This is a genomic window from Sorangium sp. So ce295 (assembly GCF_051527405.1).
GTDB classification, from domain to species: Bacteria; Myxococcota_A; Polyangia; order Polyangiales; family Polyangiaceae; genus Sorangium; species Sorangium cellulosum_B.
On the sequence record NZ_CP150324.1, the window covers coordinates 13,295,032 to 13,311,426 of the forward strand.

The following is a 16,395-nucleotide window of genomic DNA, read 5'->3' on the forward strand; positions in this document are numbered from 1 at the left end:
CGCAGCGCTTTCAAGCCGCCGACAGCGTCTTGCCTGTCTCGAGCAGCGTCTTCAGATCGCTCAGGATATAGCTCCAGCCTCCGCCGGCTTCCTTGATCGCGCCCGAGGTGATGGCCGCCGTCTTGGGCGCGTCGCCGACCTCGTGGGTCACGGTCAGCGACGTGATGCCGTACGGGCTCACCTCGATCTCCCAGGTAAGTCGCCTGAAGCCTTCCTCCTTCATCTCGGGATCCCAGAGGATGCGCCACGTCTGAACGAGCTTTCGCGGGGGATCGGCCTCGATGACCTCTCCATCGATGATCACGCTGGGGCCGCCGTGCTGGGCCATCTCCGTGTTCGCGAACGCCTGGTATTTGCCGCCGGGGCGCAGATCGTACTCCGCGCGGGCGCAGTAACCGTATTTCTCGATCCACTCGGGCTTCGTGATCGCCTCCCAGACGGCCTCGGGCGTCGCCTTGATGTGGACTCGGTAGATGTGGACCGGCTTCTCACTCTTCGTCGTCATTGTTCTTCTCCAGGTGTTTCTTCAGATCAACGAGCGCCGAAATGCGCCCCTCGGTGTACTTGTCGATCCAACGATCGTGGATCTGGCGAATGGGGACCGGGTTCAGGTAGTGAAGCTTCTTCCGGCCCGATCGAACCGTGACGACGAGCCCCGCTGCTTCGAGCACCCGAAGGTGCTTCATCACGCCGAACCGCGACATCTCGAGCTCGGACTCGAGCTCCGTGAGCGTGAGGCCGTCACGCGCGAAGAGCCGGTCGAGGAGGGAGCGCCGGGTGGGATCGGCCAGCGCCTTGAAGACGCGATCGTCGTCCGTCACCCCCTTGATATGTTACAAAATGGTCACCTGTCAAGGTGCGGAATGCAGGGACGGCGCGGATCCGGGGCGGACCGCTGCAGGTGCTCGGATGTAGGATGCGAGGAGCCGCGACAGCTTGACGATCGCGCTCGACGACCGAGGGCATTGGCGCGAGGCGATGCGGCGACGCGGTTGGATCGAGAGCGGCCGGTGAGCGAGGCGAGGGGCGACCTCAGAAGCCTTCGCCGTTCTCGAGGAGCGACGGGCACTTCTCGCGGACGCCCGCGCACTCCTCAGGAGGCCGCAAGAGGTCGAGGCTGGACCCGCACGAGAGCGCCTTGAGGGTGCCAGCCATGGCGATCAGGCAGGTCTTGGCCTCCTTGACCGTGACGGCGCACCCCTCGAAGTCGTACGTGAAGCACCTGGTCGACGTCAGAGGTTCATTTGCAGAGATGAGGCACGCCCGCCAGATGGCCACGCAGTCCTCTATCTCAGAGGAGTTGAGCAGTCCGACGAGATCGCACTGGTCTGCTTTCGCGAGCTTCATCGGCTGTTCGAGATCGTCGCACACCTGACTGGCCTCTTCGGCCGTCAGCTCGCCGAGCTGCCGGTTCTCATCGAGGGCGATCGCGGTCTCGCCCCCATCGTCACCGCACGCCACGAGCGCGAGCTTAGCCGCCAGGACCTCGAGAAGCGTCATCCGTCTCATTCGAGCTCTCCTTGACAAGGAAGGTGCGTTCCTGGCCGTTCAGGACCCGCAGGCACCCCGTCGCCTCGACGATACACGCGCCCCGCGCTCGTCGATGCGCCGGAGCGCCCACGAGCCCGCGCCTTAGGTCGAGGGCGCCTGGGCAGCGCAGAGGAGCGGCGCGCCGGCGAGGCCGTCCACCAGAGGATCGACGAACGCGCGCACGCGGCGGGGGATCTGCCTACCGCCGACGTAGACGGTGTGGATCAGCTCCAGGTCTCCGGGGTTATACCGCTCGAGCAGCAGAACAAGCGCGCCGACCTCGATGTCCGCCGCGACGTAAAACAGGCCGGGCTTCTCGGGTCGCTTCGTGGCTCAGGCACGGCGCCTCCCGCTGCGCGCGCGCCCGTCGCGCTCGCGGCTCCAGGCCGGGGGAGAGGTCGGCAGCGATATCGAGGTTCTCCACCAGGTTGAGTTCCCGGTGGATCAGCGCGCTCCCGATCGACCGGCGAGCGCGGCGCGCTGTCGCGCATGCCCCTGCGCGCCGCGGCGTGTTGCCGACCCGCGCGGACCGCGCGCTGGAGGATAGGATACTTGGAGCGTGCTCGTCCGCAGGAAGCGGTGGATGGTTGAACCGGAGATTGGCCGCTTCGCGACGCCGATCCGCTCGTCTCAAAGCCGCTTTTCGGCCAGAGCTGAGACGCGTGCAGCTACGTGCTGAACAACCCGCTCGCCCACATGGATTTGCGCGGGCGCCCAGAGACGCCGCCTGGCGACGAGGACCGAACGCGGCTGTCGGTCGCGGGGGTGCAGCCGCGCGCTCCGAGGATGTTTCCCCACGGCGAGCAACGCGGCGCTGTGACTACTTGCCGGTCAGAGAGACGTCCCTCTGCTGCGTGTTTTGGTCGAACTCCCCTAAATTTGGATCGAAGGCGTACGCCGTGGCAGTGACGACCGCCTGACCTCCTTTGAAGAACCCGGTGTCGGGGTCGATGGTGGCGCTCCACGGGATCTCGCTCTCGCAGAAGACATCTGTCCCGAAGAAGCCCACTATCTCGAAGTGCCTGGCCACACGCTGCCGGAGCTCCCCGAAGACGTTCACCAAGACGGGGCGCGAGCACGTCACCGTCCCCGACACGACCGCCGTCCCCGCAGCCGGATCGAAGCTGGCCTTCCGGTCGATCGTGACCGAGACGTCGAGAGGTGTGGTGAGATCCATCGTGAAGACGAGATTGCCGCCCGGACCGCTCCCGTACGCCCCCACCATGACGTAGTAGGTGGTGCCGGCGGTGGCGTTGAAGACCACGCGTGACAGCAAGCCAACCGCATCGTCATTGCACGCGAGCTGGGTCAGGTTCCCCGGGCTGCCTGTGTACACCGAGACAGTCGTGTCGTATTCACTCCCGAACGTATTGGCTTCTACGAAGACATCGACGTCCGTACTCGGCGTGAAGGAGTACCATACCGTCGGCCCGTTTCCGGCGCAGTTGGGGTCGTCGAGCGCCGTGGTCGCATCGACGGTGCTGATGGTGTCGGTGAAAGGGAGCTGTGGAACCACGGTGGCAGATGTGATGGCATCGTTCGCGGGCTGCGCGTGGGCTGCTCGGGTCGGAAAGAGCAGGAGTGTCGCGAACGCCAGCGCCGCATACACGACGCCGAGCCAGGGCCGGCCAGCCGCGCATGCCCCGCTTCCTGCGCGTCGGCTCCGGCGCCGCTGCGCTGAGACGCCAGCCAGACAGGTGACAATGAAATATGTTGGAGACGCCGTGTCTCTCGGCGCCGTCCCGCTTTTGATTTCCATGATACCCCCCCCCCCCTTGTGCCTGAGCTTTGTGAGATAGCCCTTTATTCATGCTTGTCAAGCATTCGGATAGGAGCCTGCATTGACCGGGACACGCGGGCACGCAATGGCTTCATCGGCGGCGCGGGGCTGTCCCCGGCCGACCTTGTCGCGCCGAGCGCGAGCTTCGACGTCGTGGCGCCCGAGATCGACCGGTGAGCGTGGCGAGCGGCGACCTCAGAAGCCCACGGCATCCTGGAGGAGCCACGGGCACGTCTCGCTGACGGCCGCGCACTCCTCAGGAGACTGCAAGAGGTCGAGGTCGGACCCGCACGAGAGCGCCTTCATGGCTTCGGTTACGGCGATCATGCAGGCCTTGACCTCCGCGACCGTGGCGGTGCACCACTTGAACTCGGACGTGTTGCACCTGCTCGACGTCAGCGGCTCACCTGGAGTGGTGAGGCACTTCCGCCAGGTGACCACGCAGTCCCCTTTCTCAGAGGAGATGAGCAGTCCGACGAGATCGCACTGGTCCACTTTCGAGAGCTTCATCGGCTGTTCGAGATCGTCGCACACCTGGCTGGCCTCTTGGCTCGTCAGGTCCCCGATCTGCTGGTTCTCGTCGAGGGCGATTGCGGTCTCGCCCCCATCGTCACCGCACGCCACGAGCGCGAGCCCAGCCGCCAGGACCCCGAGAAGCGCCATCCGTTTCATTCGAGCTCTCCTAGAAGGTGCGTTCGTGGCCGTTCAGGACCCGCAGGCACCCCGTTGGCCCCGACGATACCCACGCTTCGCGCTCCCGGGCAGCGTCTCCAGCCGGATCGCCACGTCAGCCTTGCGTGCGACGCGGTCGACCATCTCGCCGGTGAAGCTCCGAGCGGAGGACAGCGCGGGATGGCGCTCGAGGCATGCCGGTCGCGTGCAGCTTGTGGAGGTGCTCGGCCCACCGCACGTCATGGCCTGGGCGCGGAGGGGCGTAACGGGCGCGGCTCCGGACAGGGAGCTTCGCCGCTAGCTAGGACGATGAGGCCAAGAGCCCCGGGCGGTTCCTGGCCGACCTCGTGGCGCTCATCGCGCGCTTCGAGGTCGTGACGCCCGGGGACGATCGGGAAGCGGGGCGCTGGGCGACCTCAGGAGCCCGCGCCGTCGGTCTCCCCGGTGCTGAGGACCTCCGGGCACTTCTCGCTGAGGGCGGCGCAACCTGCCGGGGGCTCTCCGGAGGTGTCGGGCGGCGTTGCACACGTGATCGCCTTGACGGCGTCGGCCTGGGCCTTCACGCAGGCCTTGTACTCCGCCACCGTCGCGGTACAGCCCGTGAAGCCATCGGTGGAGCACTCGCCGCCGCCCTGCGAGGGCTGCTCCGGTTGGCTCATGCACTCGGCCTTGGTGGTCTCGCAGTCACCGCCGAACGCGCCGGCGAACGCGCCGGCGACCTCGCACAGGTCTGCCTTCGTGATGGTGACCGACGCGGCGAGATCCTGGCACAGCGCCTGGGCGTCCGCGGCCGTCAGCTGGCCCAGCTGCTTGCCGTCGAGGTCACCTCCGCTCTGGCCCCCGGTGTCCCCGTTGCCCCCGTCGTCGTCGCCGCCGCATGCCGCGAGCGCGAGGCCAGCCATCAGCAATCCAAGAAGCTTCATTCGTGTCATCGAGCGCTCCCTTATCGAGAATGTTCACCAGCGTGTCCGCGCGGCGCTCGAGGACGGCTCCGCCGAAGGAAGCGAGCGGGCTGCATCGTCGACCGGGCAGGCGAGCGGGCCGAGCCTACTACGACCACGGTTCAGTCTTTCTTCCTGCTGGGGAGAAAATAGAAAGCGGTCTCGGCGCGGGCCTTGCCGCGCGCGCTCGAGGCGCTCTCCGGCCGGGTGTCTCGGCGCCCGTCAGGGGGCGCGCCGGCGTCCCCGCGGGCGTGAGGGTGCGCCCGGAGGCGCCGCCGGCTTCCCCGCTGCGGCCGGCGTCCCACTGCGCGACCACGCGCTTCGGCGCCACGCGACGCCAGGCGCCCACGAGCAGCTCTTCCAGGAGCGTCCGATCGACGCGGCGGAGCTCCACCCGGGTCCAGCCCTGGTGTCCCCACGGCGTCACGGAGAAGACGTCGGGCTGCGCCTGCACCAGGCTGTCTTGCTCCTCGAGGGACAGCTTGAGGACGGCGCGCTCCTCCGCCACCCAGTGGGTCGCGAAGATCTTCCCTCGCACGCGGAACGATGGTTTGCCGAAGTGGTCCTGCTCCTCGGCCTCGGGAAGCGACAGCGCGAGCCTCTGGAACTCTTCGGAACGGAGACCAGGAGGAACATGCGTGGGGGGCGTGGGAGGCGTGGGAGACAGGCTCGACATGGTGTTCGTCCCTTCGAAGCCTATCCTGGAGAAGGCGACGCCGGCGGTCTTGTAAAGATTTTACCCCGCCGCGGGCTCGTGCCACCGAGACCGAGCCGCGCGGCGGGGCGGGCGCTGCGCTCAGGAGTGTTAGCCCTCGCTCTCGTCTTCCTCTTCTTCCCCTTCCCCTCCGCCCAAGGCCCCCGGGCACTTCTCCTCGATCGCGGCGCACGCAGCGGGCTTCTCCGCGAGGTCAGTGAGCGTCGATTCGCACGTGAGCGCCTTGATGGTGCCCACCATGGCGTCCACGCAGGCCCTGACCTCCGCGACCGTTGCGGTGCAGCCGGTGAACTGGGACGCTCCGCACTCGTCGAGGTCGTCCGTCTCCTCGGGCTCCTCCGGAGCGCTCATGCATTCCTGCCTGGTGGTCTCACACTCCGTTCCGAACAGAGAGGCAAGCACCCCCGCGGCCTCGCACGAGTCCTCCTTCGAGATCGTCTTGGCCTGCCCGCGGAGGTCGTCGCACAGGCCGTCGGCCTCGTCGGCCGTCAGCGCGCCGAGCTCTTTGCCTTCGATGTCGCTCCCGCTACCGCCATCGCCATTCCCCTCATCATCGCCGCAAGCCACGAGCGCGAGACCAGCCATCAGAAACCCGAGAAGCTTCATCCGTGTCATGTCGAGATCTCCTTGAAAGAACGAGGACGTTCACCTTGAGCAGGCCCGCGTGGCCCTCCAGGCGACGCCACAGCGCCTGGAAGCGCTGGGCGCGGCGCCTTCCGGGCGACTGCGCTGCTCAGACAGGTCTACGTTCGATGAGAAGATTCCTTTCCTCCGCGAACGGCGAGCGCAGCTTTTCCACGCGAGCGCCGCCCTCGCCGCGTACAGGGAGTCCCACGTTCGACCCGGCGCGCCCGACGCCCGACGCCCCGAAGAGCGCTCGCCCGCTACGGGCTCATGCCGGCGACGTCGATCAGCGCCGCGCGCGTCCGGGTCGGGGTCGTCCCGCTGAACTGCTTCACGTCCCGCGCGAGGTGCGCTTGGTCGTAGTAGCCGAACCGCTGGGCGAGCTCCGCCCAGGTCCCCGTGGCGCCCGTCTTGAGGTGCCGCACCAGCCGGTTGAAGCGCACGAGGCGCGCGAGGAGCTTGGGCGGGACGCCGATGTGCTCGCGGAACAGGCCGATCACGTGCTTCTGGCTGTAGCCGAGCTCGCGCGCGAGCGCGCGCATGTCGACAGCGCCTCCGCGCTCCTCGATGCGGCGGAACGCCCACGAGACCACGCCGACCTCGAGCCGCGCCTCGTCCACGCGCTCGCCGAGCGCCCGCTCGATCAGGTCGAAGCGCGCGTCCCACGTCGGGAGCTCCTCGAGGCGCTCCGCCAGCCGGGCGTGCTTCCTGGGCAGCAGATCGCGCGCCGGGATCACGCGCCCGGTCAGCTCCTCCATGGGCACGCCGAAGAAGAGCCGCGCCCCGATGGGGGTGAGGTTCACCTGGAGCCCGCGCTGGAACCCGTCGTGCTCGGTGATCGTGAAGGTGGCGTCGAGGCCCGCGACGAAGCCGCCGGGGTGCGAGGAATGACGGCGATCGCTCCCCGCGTCGAACACGCGCAGCGGCGGTCCGAACTCGATGATCACGACGATCTGCGGCGCCGGGAGCTCGCGCCGCCGCAGCGGCCCGGGCGTCTCCTCCGTGTAGCCGCTGTAGTCGCGGATGTAAGGGCGGAGGTGCGGCGCCGGGGGCCGCGTCGCGATCTCCCAGCGGCCCTCAGCGGAGTTGCCGCGGGTGATCCGAGCGCGAGGCGCCAGCGCTTGCATCGCAGGGGAAGGGTACCCGTCGATACGTGCGCGAGCCAGCCGCGCGCGCAGGGGGTGTCAACTCAGCGGATCGTCTTACAGCACCTCAGCCCGAGGTGGTAGTTCGCGTGCCACGCGTCCTCCATCGGCTCGACGTGCCAGCGCGGGCTGTAGGCGCAGTGATCGGGGTAGGTCTCGCGGCCCTTCGGCCTCGGGGCGTCGTGCTCGCGGGCTACCTCGACGTAGAACCAGGCGCTCCCCTTGAGCTGGCTGTACAGCTTGCCGTCGTCGCGGTCGCGGCGGGTCATGATCTCGGCCACGTTGCCGTGCTGATCGAACACCCCGAACCGCGAGCGGCACGCGGGGAAGGACCCGGCAGGCTCGGTGTCGGTCGCGCAGGTCTTGTAGGCAGAGCGCGCGGTGTCGCCGTCGCACGGCTTGCCGTCGATGTCGCGGTGCGGCGTCTGCGTGTGGCAGACGGCGAGATCGAGCTCGTCGCCGTAGGCGTACGTCCTCGGCTTGCCGCCCTCGGGATCGCCGCGGCACGCGAGGCTCCACTCGTCCTCGGTGCAGAGGCGCTTGCCCTGCAGGCTGCACACGGCCGCCGCCTGCGTCGGGCTCGCCCAGACCATCGGCAGCTCGCACGGCTTGTTGGGGAACTCGAAGATGTCGATGCAGACATCGGCCGACGCCGGCTTCCCGCGCTTGAACACGGGCACCATGTTCTCGTGGCCGCCGCAGCGGGCGCGCTGCTCCTCCGTCTGGAGGACGACGCCCCGGAGGCCCTCCAGGCACTGCTCCTTCGAGCGCGTGTGCCGCGCGAGCTCCTTGTTGCCCTGGTTGAGCCGGGCAGGGGAGCCGCCGCCGAAGTTCTTCTCCAGGAAGAGCTCGGGGTTCTTGAGCTTCCGCTCTCGCTCCGAGAACTCCTTCAGCGAGAAGAGCCGCACCAGATCCTCGCGCGCCTCGTAGTGGGTCGCCATCGGATCCCCGACCGCCCCGGGCGCGCCGGCGTCGCCGCTGACCGCGCCGGGCTCGCCGGAGGCCCGAGGGGCCGGCGCCTCCGGGGCGGAGGCCGCCGGGCCCGGAGGCGGCGCGGAGGCGCTGGCCGGAGGCGGCGCGCCCGCGTCGCGGCCGCGATCGGCGTCGCCGCGGGAGCAGGCCGGCGCGGCGGCGGCGAGCGCCGCCAGCACGAGGTGCAAGGGACGGGAGGGAGGAGGCACGTGGAGCGAGCGGGGCACGTCGAGCTAGAGAGGCACGTGGAGCGAGCGGGGCACGTCGAGCTAGAGAGGCACGTGGAGCGAGCGGGGCGCGTCGAGCGAGATCAGAGGGCCGCCTCGATGATCTCGGAGAGGCTCGCCTCGTCGACGACGCCGGTCAGGTAGGCCGCGACCTTCCCCTGCCGGTCGATCACCACGAGGCTCGGCAGCTTGTCGACCCCGTAGTGGGCCGAGGCCTCCTTCGCGTCGTCGATCAGGATGGGATACGAGAGGCCCTTCTTGAGCGCGTACTGGCTGGCCACCTGGGGCGGGTCGTCCACGTTGACGCCGAGCACCACGAGCCCCTTCTTCTCGTAGCGGCGCGCGATCCGGTCGAGGATCGGCGCCTGGACCGCGCAGGGCCCGCACCACGTCGCCCAGAAATCCAGGATCACCGGCTGGCCCCTCAGCTCGGCGATCTGCATGCGCGCGCCGGGCTCGCCGTTGGCGGCGACCGGCAGCGTCACGTCGGGGGCCTCCGCGCCGACCATGCCCGAGGCCCCCGGCGCAAGGCGCGGCAGGATCACAAGACCAATCAGCGCGCTCAGGGCGATGAGCAACGCGACTGCAGGATAGAGAATCTTGCCGGAATTGGGCTGGGGTTCGGCCATACGGGCCCTGGGCTTCATAGCAAATCTTTGGGCCTACGTCCGAGCGGCTCTGGTACGGTCCGGCGCCTCGACCGGCCGGGCGCTTTGCCGCCTGGCCCGGGGGCGGGGGCGCAGCGCGGCTCGCCGTGCGACGCCGCCGCCGCCGGGAGGGGTCGGGGGCGCAGCGCGGCACGCCGCGCGATGCCACCGCCGTTCGGGTCACGTCGTCGCCCGCGCGCTGGAGGAACCATGCTCGATCGTCCGAATCTTTCACGAGAGAATCCCGCGGGGCCGCGCGGACGGCGCCCGCCGCCGGGGCCCCTTCCGGCCAAGCACGCGGCCAAGTGGCCCCCCGATGACAACGATCTGCCCGGCGCACCGCCGGCGCCCGCAGGCGGCGGCGGCTTCGCGGACGACGGCAACTTCAAGCGCGGGCGCTTCAGCCCCGTGTCGATCGTGGTCGGCCTCGTCGTCGCGCTCGGCGCCGCGGGCGCCATCTGGCTCGGCGTCAAGCAGGACAGCCAGAAGATGACGGTCGACGCCGTCTCCAAGGAGAAGAAGAACATCTTCGTCCTGCCCAAGAAGGACCAGCTGCCCCTGTGGCGCAAGTGGGCCGCCGCGAGCGCCGAGCTGTCGCTCCAGCAGGAGGCGCTCATGCAGCTCGCGTGGGCCGACGACCCCGAGGGCGTCACCCACGCGCAGAACGCGCTCGCGCTGCCCGACCACCGCGTGAAGGGCGTCGCCGCGCAGGTGCTCGCGTACTACGGCTCGCCCAAGGCCGACAGCGCCAAGCCCGCGCTGCTCGAGGCGCTCAAGGTCGCGGACGAGAGCGACAGGCCCCAGATCGTCTGGGCCCTCGTCGAGCTCAAGGAGCCGGCCGCGTTCAAGGACGCGATGGACCAGTACAGGAAGGGGTTCCTCTCGAAGGTCGAGCGGCTCGGCGGCGGCATCGCCTTCGACCCCGAGAAGCTCGCCGGCCTCGTGTCGCTCGAGGAGCTCTCGAAGCTCGCGACCGACGAGAGCTCGTCGGTGCGGCAGCTGGTCGCGACGGTCCTGTCGCGCAACGCCGAGCCCAAGTGGACGAGCGCGCTCATCACGCTCGTGAAGGACAAGGACGTCGAGGTCGCGCGCGAGGCCGCGAACGGCCTCGGGAGGATCGGCGACGAGACGGCGCGCGCCCCGCTCCTCGAGGCCCTCGCGAACGCCGACAAGGCCAGCCGCCAGCGCTTCCTCGAGGCGCTGCGCGACGGCATCGGCGGCGAGGGGCTCGTCCTCGCCCTCGACAGCGTGAAGCAGGACCCCGAGGAGACGACCTGGTTCCAGACGAAGCAGATCATGGAGATGCTGCGCGAGCTCGCCGACCCGCGGTCGGCCGACCCGCTCGTGAAGTGGATCGAGGCCAGGAAGCCGCCGCTGCACTGGCAGGGCGAGGCGGGGACGCGGCTCGCCGAGGTCGGCGACATCCGCGCCGCCAAGTTCCTCGGCGAGCGGCTGCTGGCCGACCCGCTCAAGCTCTACAAGCTCGAGAAGTTCTGGGAGGCGGACGAGGGCGGGCACCTGTCGCGCACCGATCTGCCGCGCGTCGTCGGCGCCCGCATGCTCGCCGATCTCGCCGCGATCCACGCGGACAAGGCCGCCGAGCTCAAGGCCGCGGCCGAGGCCCCGGTCATCCTGTGGCTCAAGGATCGCCCGCAGCCGCACGCGAACGGCCTGCGCTTCCTCGCCACGGTCCGCTCCGAGAAGATCCTGAAGGACATGCGCGACTGGGCCTTCCCGACGGACCCGCTCCCCAAGGAGGGGCAGCAGCCGCCGTTCCCCGCGGCCTTCGAGACCGCGCAGAGCGCGCTCCGGTACATCGGGCGCATGAAGGACGAGCCCTCGTACCCGAAGCTCCTCGATCAGTTCAACCGGAAGAAGGACCCGAAGCTGGACATCACCCAGGACGCGCTCCAGGGCGCCGGGCTCGCGATGCTCGGGATGGCGCTCCGCGCGGTCGCCTACGGCGCGTCGCAGGGGCTCGCCGAGTGGGGCGACCCGCGCGCGGTGGAGAGGCTGACGAAGCTCATCGAGGACGAGATGTGGCACGAGGAGGCCCGCCAGGCCGCCTGCGAGGCGATCGCCTGGTGCGCCGACGACAAGACGATGATCGAGGTGGCGAAGAAGGCGAAGGAGTTCGCGAGCAAGAAGGAGCCGCGCAAGCAGCTCATCGGCGCCTGCTACGCGTCGTCGCTCGCGCTCCGGCCGGTGCCCGGCGCGGCCGCCGAGCTCGTGCCGCTCCTCGCGGCCGACGTCGAGCCCGGGGTGCGCATGGCCATCGCGCGCGCCATCGGCGTCGGCGGCTTCGACGAGGCGGTGCAGGGGCAGCTGTTCGAGAAGCTCAAGGACGTCGAGGTCCGGAACGCGGCGGCGCTCGCGCTCATCCTCGGCGGCACGAGCGACACCGCGGCGCGGACGGTCGCGATGTACGCCGACTTCGACAAGTCCGCGCTGGACGACCTGAAGGACCACTACTACCGCGCCTTCGGCTACTGGTCCGACGAGGACTTCAAGCGCGGCAACCTCTACCGGTACGTCGCGAACGCCGAGGCGATCACGCGGGTGAAGGTCGCCGACGCGCCGCAGGAGTGGGCGCGGCAGCGGCTCCAGGCCCAGTTCGACAACCTGAAGTACGACAACGGCCCGCACTCGGAGACCCGCGTGGTGCTGCGCTACCGGCTCTTCCAGGAGGCCAAGAGCGGCGACGGCGCGAAGAAGAAGGGCGCGATCGAGACGCTCAAGTTCATGAAGGAGAAGGGCGTGCTCATGGCCCTGCGGCACGAGCAGGGGGAGACGGGCGCGCTCGCGAAGCGCGCGTTCCACGAGCTCATGAACCCGAAGGCCACCGTGGCCGAGGACCTGAGCAAGTTCGCCCCGGCGAAGGCCGGGGGCGCCGACACGCAGTAGCGGCGCGCGGTCCGGCGCGGCCGGCGTCCGGCCGGCGCGCGAAGCCGCGGCGCACGATCCAGGGGCAGGGAGCCCGGGAGCGCTCGAGGAGGAGGTCGTCCTCTCCGGAGCTTCCGGGCTTCCTGTTTTTGTGCTGGCAGCGCGGCCATTTCCGTCTCCGGCGCGCGTCGGGCTGGCCGGGGTGGTCGGGTGACCGGCGCGTCTCGGGCTGGACAAAACGCACGTTTCGGAAGAGTGTTCGCGCCGAGGTGCACTGTGGCTACCTGGCGTGATGAGCTCATCGAAGCCGTGAAATCGAAGGCGGAGCGCGAGGCTGAAGAGCTCGCGCGGCACAAGAAGCGGGTCGCCGAGGCGCTCGCGGCCGCGGAGTCGGCCGTGTCGCTGGGGGCCGAGTCGCTGAAGTTCGCGCACGAGAGGCTGCAGGAGAAGGGGCAGCCCATCGCGTTCGCCCAGGAGCAGGACAAGCACCGGCTCGCGCTCGGCGATTTCAGCCTCTCCCTGGAGCTCCTGCGGGAGTCCGCGATCGTCCGGGTGACGTTCGGCGACGGCAAGCCGCGCGAGTTCGACTTCGCGAAGGACCGCCACATCGCGCCCGCCGACGTGGAGGAGTACATCGGCCGTCGCGCGCTCGAGCTGGTCCGCGCGGCGCAGAAGGCGTCGCCGTGGTGAGCGCCGGGCGCGCCGCGGCCCCGCTGTCGCCCCGCGCATGGGGTCTTCGCCGCGCCTTCGCCGCCGGCCTGCTCGCCGCGGTCGCGGCGTGCGCTCCGCCGGCCGCGCCGCCCCGCCAGCCTGACGCGCCGCCGGCCTCGAAGCCCGCCGCGCCGGCGCCCGCCGCGCCGGCCTCGGTGGAGGTCGATCCCGCCGCGGAGGCGCGGATCGCGGCGGACGTCGCGTACCTCGCGTCGCCCGAGCTCGCGGGGCGCGGGACGGGCGAGCCCGGCGCCGATCGCGCGGCCGAGTTCATCGCGCGCCGGTTCGCGGAGCTCAAGCTCTCGCCGCTGGGCGGGCCGGGGAGCGACGCGAAGGCGTACCGGCAGGTGTTCGACGCGCGGGTCGGCGCCGACGTGGCGCCCGCGGCGCTCGCGGTGCAGCGCGCGGGCCGGAAGCAGAGCGTCGAGGCCGGCAAGCTGGTCACGGCCGACGGGAGCGCGAGCGGCACGGTGTCGGGGGCCGCGGTGCTCGTCGGCCATGGAGTGACCGCGCCGGCGCTCTCCTGGGACGACTACGCCGGCCGCGATATCGAGGGGAAGATCGCGATCGTGCTCGACGGCGTGCCCACGCTGGACGGCGGTCCGGGTGGAGCGGCGCAGGCCGGCGCGCATGGCGGCGCAGCGCCCGGGGGGCCGCACGGCGGCGCTGCGCATGCCGGCGCAGCGCACGGCGGCGGAGCGCATGCCGGTGCAGCTCCCGCCAGCGCGCACGGCGGCGCAGCGCCCGCCGATCCTCATCATCATGCGCCGCCTCAGCGGCCGGCGGACGCGCTCCGCGACTTCGGCAGCGTCCGCTACAAGCTCCGCACCGCCCGCGAGCACAAGGCCGCCGGGGTGATCCTGGTCGCGGCGGGCGACGAGCTCCCGCGGGTGTCGGACGACGCGGCGAGCATGGGCATCCCGGCCGTGGTGATCACGCGCTCCGCGGCCCGCGCGCTCTTCCCCGCGGCCGGGCTCGCGCCGCCCGCGAAGCCGGCCGCGGTGAAGCCGGCCGACGCGAAGCCGGCCCCGGCGAAGCCCCCGGCCGCGACCAAGGCCGCCGCGCCGAAGCCGCTCGGCGGCGCCACCGTCGAGATCACGACCAAGGTCACCGCGCGGATGGCGCCGGCGTCGAACGTGATCGGCCTGCTCCCGGCGCGGGACGGCTCGCCGCATGCCGGTGAGTACGTCGTCGTCGGCGCGCACTACGATCATCTCGGTTACGGGGGCACGTCGTTCTCGCGCGCGCCCGGCGTGCATGCGGTCCACCCGGGCGCCGACGACAACGCCTCGGGGACCGCGATGCTCCTCGAGGTGGCGCGGCGGTTCGCCTCGCTCCCCGAGCGGCCGGCCCGGAACCTCCTGTTCATCGCGTTCGGCGCCGAGGAGCTCGGCACCATCGGCTCGCGCCACTTCGTCGATCACCCGCCGGCGCCGCTCGCGGGGATGAAGCCGATCGTGGCCATGATCAACGCCGACATGGTCGGCCGGATGCGGGACGACAAGCTCCTGGTCGACGGCCTGGGGACCTCGCCCGACTGGAAGTCGATCGTGGACGACGCCGCCCGCGGGCTCGGCCTCACGCTCCAGTTCGGCGTCGAGGGCTTCGGCGCGAGCGATCACGCGTCGTTCACGGCGTCGCGCGTCCCGATCGCCTTCCTGTTCACGGGCGTCCACGAGGACTACCACCGGCCGAGCGACACGGCGGACAAGATCAACGCCGCGGGCGTCTCGCGGTGCTCGGTGCTCGCGGCGCGGATGGCGCTCGCCCTGTCGCGGCGCGACGCGCGCCTCGCCTTCACCGACGCGCCCGCCGACCCGCACCGCAGCATGCGCGGCGGCTTCCGCGCGTCGCTCGGCACGATGCCGGACTACGCGTACCAGGGGCCCGGCGTGAAGCTCACGGGCGTGCGGCCCGACGCGCCGGCGTCGCGCGCCGGCATGCAGGCGGGGGACGTGATCGTGCGCATCGGCGCCCACGCCGTCACCAACATCCACGATTTCATGTTCGCGCTCGGCGATCTCGAGCCGGGCCGCGAGATCGAGATCGAGGTGGATCGCGGCGGGACCCGGGTGCCGCTCAAGGTCATCCCCGCCCCCGGCCGATGAGCCGGCGCCATCGCCGCGCCGCGCCGCCGGTCGCGCCACCTCGACGGCGCAGGGCTCCACGAGGGCCCTGCGCGGTCAGCCTCGCCTTCCTCTGCGGCCTCGCGGCCGCGATGCTCGCCTGCGACAGCCCGCCGCCCGCGGCGACCGGCGCCGTGGCCTCCGGAGGGCCCGAGCGCGCCGGCGCAGCTGCGGATGCCGAGCCGGCGCCGCCCGACGCCGCTGCGGCACAGCTGTCGGACGCCGCGGCGGAGCTTGCCTACACCCCGGCGGAGCCGCCGGATTCCGCGGTGGAGCTTGCCTACACCCCGGCGGCGCCGCCGGACGCAGGGGCAGCAATGTCGTACGTGGCAGCGGCGCCGGACGCCGCGGCGGCAGCCCTCGACGGCGGCGCGCCGGACGCCGCGGCGGCAGCCCTCGACGGCGGCTCGCCGGACGCCGCGGCGGCAGCCCTCGACGGCGGCGCTCCGGACGCGGGGCTGCCCGGCAGCTCCGAGGGGTGCCCGGACGACATGGTCCTCGTCGAGGGCGACTACTGCCCCGTGGTCGATCAGATCTGCCTGAAGCACCACAAGGAGTACGAGAAGGACCAGGAGCGACGGGCGACGCCCTCCAACGAGGCCGAGGGCCCGACCACCGTCAGCGAGCGGTGCCTCGAATACAGGCGCCCGAGCGAGTGCCTCTCGAAGAAGCGCGCGCCGATGCGGTTCTGCGTCGACCGGTACGAGTGGCCCAACAGGAAGGGCGAGCTCCCGGCGCTGCTCGTCTCGTGGCGCCAGGCCGTCAAGGCATGCGAGGGCGTCGGCAAGCGCCTCTGCACGGAGGACGAGTTCAACTTCGCCTGCGAGGGCGAGGAGATGCTCCCGTACACGTACGGCTTCGCCCGCGACGCGACGAAGTGCAACATCGACCGGCCCTTTCGCCAGCGCGAGGTGACGCTCTACCACTACGAGCGGTGCATGCGGCACCCCAAGTGCAAGGCGGAGCTCGAGCGGCTCGATCAGCGCGTGCCTGCGGGCTCGATGCCGGCGTGTGTGTCGCCGTTCGGCGCCTACGATCTCAACGGCAACATCAACGAGTGGGTCGTGCGGCCGGGCCGCAAGTCGCCGGAGCGGAGCGGGCTGAAGGGCGGCTGGTGGGGCCCCATGCGCGGCCGCTGCCGCCCCACGGTGGGGTTCCACAAGGAAGAGGACTACGGCTACGAGCAAGGGTTTCGTTGCTGCAAGGATGCTGCGGCGCGGTGAGCGCGCGGTGGCGCGTCCTTTTTGAGGGGCGCGCGGCCGCCGACCGGGGGTACGCTCCTGTCCAGCGGGCCCGCGGCGCGGCGCTCGCCGGCGAAGGGCCTGCGGTTCCTCCTCCGGGGGCCGGGGCTCAGATCTCAGCGGCGGGCCGTCACCGGCCCGTCGCTCACGCGGGGAGAGCCCCGCACCTCGAGGAGACCTT

The 16,395-nt window shown here is 70.9% G+C and carries 15 protein-coding genes; 4 read left to right on the forward strand and 11 right to left on the reverse strand.

Features of this window, described 5'->3' with window-relative positions; genetic code table 11:
- Positions 1-10 precede the first annotated feature (10 nt).
- The 11 genes from WMF11_RS50265 to WMF11_RS50315 form a co-directional block, all read right to left on the reverse strand.
- A complete protein-coding gene (locus WMF11_RS50265) occupies positions 11-505 on the reverse strand; it encodes an SRPBCC family protein (protein WP_437975828.1) in 495 nt (164 codons plus the stop codon).
- Complete coding sequence (locus WMF11_RS50270) at positions 489-821, reverse strand: ArsR/SmtB family transcription factor (RefSeq protein WP_437296829.1); 333 nt, start codon at positions 819-821, stop codon at positions 489-491. Before WMF11_RS50270 ends, WMF11_RS50265 begins: the two co-directional genes overlap by 17 nt.
- Positions 822-1,032: 211 nt before the next feature.
- On the reverse strand, positions 1,033-1,500 hold the full coding sequence (locus tag WMF11_RS50275) for a hypothetical protein (RefSeq protein ID WP_437975829.1): 468 nt from the start codon (positions 1,498-1,500) through the stop codon (positions 1,033-1,035).
- Positions 1,501-2,350: 850 nt separating this feature from the next.
- Complete coding sequence (locus WMF11_RS50280; protein WP_437975830.1) at positions 2,351-3,139, reverse strand: hypothetical protein; 789 nt, start codon at positions 3,137-3,139, stop codon at positions 2,351-2,353.
- Positions 3,140-3,505: 366 nt separating this feature from the next.
- Positions 3,506-3,982 (reverse strand): hypothetical protein, encoded by a 477-nt coding sequence (locus tag WMF11_RS50285; RefSeq protein ID WP_437975831.1) that lies wholly within the window; start codon positions 3,980-3,982, stop codon positions 3,506-3,508.
- Positions 3,983-4,398: 416 nt separating this feature from the next.
- Positions 4,399-4,914 carry a hypothetical protein gene (locus tag WMF11_RS50290; RefSeq protein ID WP_437975832.1) on the reverse strand — a complete coding sequence of 172 codons (516 nt, stop codon included), beginning with the start codon at positions 4,912-4,914 and terminating at the stop codon, positions 4,399-4,401.
- Between the two features lie 118 nt (positions 4,915-5,032).
- Complete coding sequence (locus WMF11_RS50295) at positions 5,033-5,599, reverse strand: MmcQ/YjbR family DNA-binding protein (protein ID WP_437975833.1); 567 nt, start codon at positions 5,597-5,599, stop codon at positions 5,033-5,035.
- 129 nt (positions 5,600-5,728) lie between these two features.
- Positions 5,729-6,253: a hypothetical protein gene (locus WMF11_RS50300; protein ID WP_437975834.1), complete on the reverse strand. Its 525-nt coding sequence runs from the start codon at positions 6,251-6,253 to the stop codon at positions 5,729-5,731.
- Between the two features lie 269 nt (positions 6,254-6,522).
- A complete protein-coding gene (locus WMF11_RS50305) occupies positions 6,523-7,389 on the reverse strand; it encodes a helix-turn-helix domain-containing protein (RefSeq protein ID WP_437975835.1) in 867 nt (288 codons plus the stop codon).
- A 62-nt stretch (positions 7,390-7,451) separates the two neighbouring features.
- The gene (locus tag WMF11_RS50310; RefSeq protein WP_437975836.1) at positions 7,452-8,606 is read right to left on the reverse strand and encodes an SUMF1/EgtB/PvdO family nonheme iron enzyme; all 1,155 of its coding nucleotides are present in this window, start codon (positions 8,604-8,606) and stop codon (positions 7,452-7,454) included.
- Positions 8,607-8,689: 83 nt separating this feature from the next.
- On the reverse strand, positions 8,690-9,184 hold the full coding sequence (locus WMF11_RS50315) for a TlpA family protein disulfide reductase (protein ID WP_437548000.1): 495 nt from the start codon (positions 9,182-9,184) through the stop codon (positions 8,690-8,692).
- A 279-nt stretch (positions 9,185-9,463) separates the two neighbouring features.
- Between WMF11_RS50315 and WMF11_RS50320 the strand changes: the two genes are divergently transcribed.
- From WMF11_RS50320 to WMF11_RS50335, 4 genes are all read left to right on the forward strand, one after another.
- Positions 9,464-12,157 carry a HEAT repeat domain-containing protein gene (locus WMF11_RS50320; protein ID WP_437975837.1) on the forward strand — a complete coding sequence of 898 codons (2,694 nt, stop codon included), beginning with the start codon at positions 9,464-9,466 and terminating at the stop codon, positions 12,155-12,157.
- A 288-nt stretch (positions 12,158-12,445) separates the two neighbouring features.
- Positions 12,446-12,826, forward strand: a complete 381-nt coding sequence (locus WMF11_RS50325) for a hypothetical protein (protein ID WP_437548004.1) — start codon at positions 12,446-12,448, stop codon at positions 12,824-12,826.
- The gene (locus tag WMF11_RS50330; protein WP_437975838.1) at positions 12,823-14,955 is read left to right on the forward strand and encodes a M20/M25/M40 family metallo-hydrolase; all 2,133 of its coding nucleotides are present in this window, start codon (positions 12,823-12,825) and stop codon (positions 14,953-14,955) included. Before WMF11_RS50325 ends, WMF11_RS50330 begins: the two co-directional genes overlap by 4 nt.
- Positions 14,952-16,196, forward strand: coding sequence for a formylglycine-generating enzyme family protein (locus WMF11_RS50335; protein ID WP_437975839.1), 1,245 nt, complete (start codon positions 14,952-14,954; stop codon positions 16,194-16,196). The genes WMF11_RS50330 and WMF11_RS50335 overlap by 4 nt, the downstream gene beginning before the upstream one ends.
- The last annotated feature ends 199 nt before the right edge of the window (positions 16,197-16,395 follow it).